At 40.4% G+C, this 3,104-nt stretch carries 3 protein-coding genes; all 3 read right to left on the bottom strand.

Annotation, left to right across the window (positions count from 1 at the left end; translation table 11 throughout):
* Positions 1 to 120: 120 nt before the first annotated feature.
* A complete protein-coding gene (rlmD, locus tag QZ548_RS08705) occupies positions 121 to 1,608 on the bottom strand; it encodes a 23S rRNA (uracil(1939)-C(5))-methyltransferase RlmD (RefSeq protein ID WP_295869741.1) in 1,488 nt (495 codons plus the stop codon).
* The gene (locus tag QZ548_RS08700; protein ID WP_295869739.1) at positions 1,608 to 2,276 is read right to left on the bottom strand and encodes a TerC family protein; all 669 of its coding nucleotides are present in this window, start codon (positions 2,274 to 2,276) and stop codon (positions 1,608 to 1,610) included. The genes rlmD and QZ548_RS08700 overlap by 1 nt, the downstream gene beginning before the upstream one ends.
* A gap of 145 nt (positions 2,277 to 2,421) precedes the next feature.
* Positions 2,422 to 3,081 (bottom strand): TerC family protein, encoded by a 660-nt coding sequence (locus tag QZ548_RS08695; protein WP_295869744.1) that lies wholly within the window; start codon positions 3,079 to 3,081, stop codon positions 2,422 to 2,424.
* Positions 3,082 to 3,104 lie beyond the last annotated feature (23 nt).

Here is a 3,104-nt window from a genome sequence, read left to right as displayed (position 1 = left end):
TACTCATTATAACTATATAATTAATTTTTAATAGGCAAAGCCACTGCCTCAGCCGTAGGCTGTTTCCAATCATTCTTTACTTCGCTCGAATTCTTGGACATCCTTGCCCAGTGCTAATGCTTACTGCGTCACTTCGTTCCTAGTAAGCAAAGCCACTGCCTCAACATGCGCAGTCATTGGGAACATGTCCACCGGTTGAACTTCTTTGAGTTCATAGCCGTAGTGTGTAAGGATTTCAATGTCTCGAGCCATGGTGGCTGGGTTACAGGATACGTAGACAATGCGTTTTGGTTCCATGCCTGCTGCAGAGGTTAGTACTTCTTCTTTACAGCCTGCTCGAATTGGATCGAATACAATCACGTCTGGTCGTACGCCAGCTTTGTAGAGTTTTGGCATTTCTACAGCTGCATCAGCGACGATGAATTCTGTATTATCATAGCCATTGCGTTGGGCATTTTCACGAGCGTTAATAATAGCTGGTTCTACGATTTCAATACCTATTACATGTTTTGCCTTATGGGCCAAGAACAATGAAATAGTACCTGTACCACAGTACGCATCGATAACGGTTTCATCACCTTTTAAGTCCGCATAAGCTAATGCTTGATCGTAAAGTACGGTAGTTTGTTCTGGATTCACTTGGAAGAAGGAGTGTGGGGATAATGTAAACTGTAAGTCCTTAATATGATCTGTAATCGTTCCATTCCCATAGAGGATATTGTTTTTAGGTCCTAAGATGACATTAGTTCGCTTACCATTTACGTTATGAACGATAGTTTCTACTTGAGAAATTCGTTCCGTTAACTTTTCTACCCACTTCTCTTTATGCGGCAACTGTTCGGTGGCCGTTACAAGGATAATCATCCATCCTGACTGGCCAATGCGTCCGATAATATGGCGCAGCACACCCTTTCCTGTATGTTCATCATAAGGTTCAATATCAAACTCTTTAGCGATTTGGTAACAAGCTTGAGCTATGATATTATTCCCTTCGTCTTGTATAGGACAGTTTGTACCTTGCACGATATCGTGAGATCCCATCGCATAGAATCCCATTTGAATATCGCCTTTAGAACCGCCTACAGGCATTTGCATTTTATTGCGATATGCCCACGGCTCTTTAGGGCCTAATGCAGGTTTTACAAGATCTGGATTTTGATGACCAATGCGTTCGATAACGTCCTTCACCTTTTGTGTTTTTAATGAAAGCTGACCTTCATAGGTAATGTGTTGTAGTTGGCAGCCTCCACAGAAGCCATAGAGTTCACAACTAGCATCGATACGATTCGGAGCCATTGTAACAATCTCTAAAAGTCTACCTGTAGCATACGTCTTTTTTACCATGGTGATGACTACTTTTATGGTTTCTCCAGGCAAAGCAAAAGGAACAAAGACAGTAAAATTATCTACACGACCTACCCCTTCACCACTGCTACCAATACCGTGAATGGTTACGAGCACTTCATCACCTAGTTTAACAGGTGCATTGAGTATAGCTTGTTGTTTTTTAGATACTGTACCGCTCACAGTTTGCTGTGAATTTGAGCGATTCGCTCTTCTATGTTGTTTAGATTGTTTTTTACGAGATGTACGACTTGTACCGTTCATTACGCGTCTCTTTTCTTCCAAATTTTAATCATACCAGTCACAATGAGTACAAAGAATACAGTACCGAATTTCACGAGTAATTCTTCGCCTTGAATATATGGCATAAGAAGTGGATCTTCCACAATCATTTCGCCTGCAACCCAGCCAAGTAATGCACCGCCGGCCCAAAGGATGGCAGGGAATTTATTAATAATTTGAGCAAATAATGTAGAGCAAAATACGATAATTGGAACAGTAATTAACATACCTGCAATAACAAGCTCTAAATGACCTCTAGCGGCCCCTACTACACCGATGACATTATCAATACTCATCATAGCATCAGCTACAATAATCGTCCAAATGGCACCCATTAATGAATTCTTAGCTTCGATATGTGCATCTTCATCGCCACCTTTTAATAATTGAATGGCAATCCATACAAGTACAAGGCCGCCACCTAAGTGGATAAGAGGAATTAAAGTAAGAGCCTCAACTAAAAGAGTAGCAAATACAAGGCGCATTACAATGGCACCTACTGTACCCCAAATTACGGCTTTCTTTTGTAGTTCTGGAGCTAGCTTACCTGCTGCCATTCCAATAACTACAGCATTATCACCAGCCAACAAAATATCAATTAAAATAATCTTACCAATGGTTACCCACGTGGCAACTTCTAAAAATTCCATTCTGTACATACCTCAATTCAAACGATTAATTCAATAACTATCCCTTAACTATACCATAATTTTGCTATTTTCTCACCTAAAAGAGACGTATGAGTTTACATAAAAAAATCTCTCCTCCTATGATTAGGAGAAGAGATGTATTCTATTATTTCTTGAGTTTTTTAGCTACCAAAGATGCCCCTACTACGAGTATTACTGCAGCAATTTTGATGAATAGTACATATGGTTCAACACTATGAGCAATCAATGTATCCTCTACTGCCATACCAGCACCTACCCAGCCAAGGATACCGCCGCCAACGTATAGGATAATTGGGAAGCGTTCGATGACTTTCACAAATAAAGTACTGCCATAAATGATGATTGGTACAGTTATGAGCATACCAATAGCTACCATTGTCATATGACCACCTGCAGCACCAACTACACCGATAACATTATCGATACCCATGATACCATCAGCAATAACAATAGTTGTAATGGCTGCACGTAAATTATCCTTAGCTTCGATATTATGCTCGCTTTCATCATCAGCAACGAGCTTGTATCCGATCCATAAGAGGAGAATACCACCTACTAAACGAAGTGCAGGAATATTGTTCAATGCCTCTACAAATAGGAATGCCATAATAAGGCGTAAAATAATAGCGCCGGCTGTGCCCCAGAAGATAGCTTTCTTCTGTAAATGTGCTGGCAAGTTACGAGCTGCCATACCAATTACAATGGCATTGTCACCAGCAAGTAAGATGTCGATAACGATGATCTGAAGCATCGCTAATAAACCTTGTACAGATAAGATGTCCAATGTATCCTCCTTAGAATATAACT

The sequence above is a fragment of the uncultured Veillonella sp. genome (assembly GCF_915069625.1).
In the GTDB taxonomy this organism is placed as follows: domain Bacteria; phylum Bacillota; class Negativicutes; order Veillonellales; family Veillonellaceae; genus Veillonella.
The sequence above is the reverse complement of the archived record's forward strand: the minus strand, read 5'-3'. Positions and strand labels throughout refer to the sequence as shown.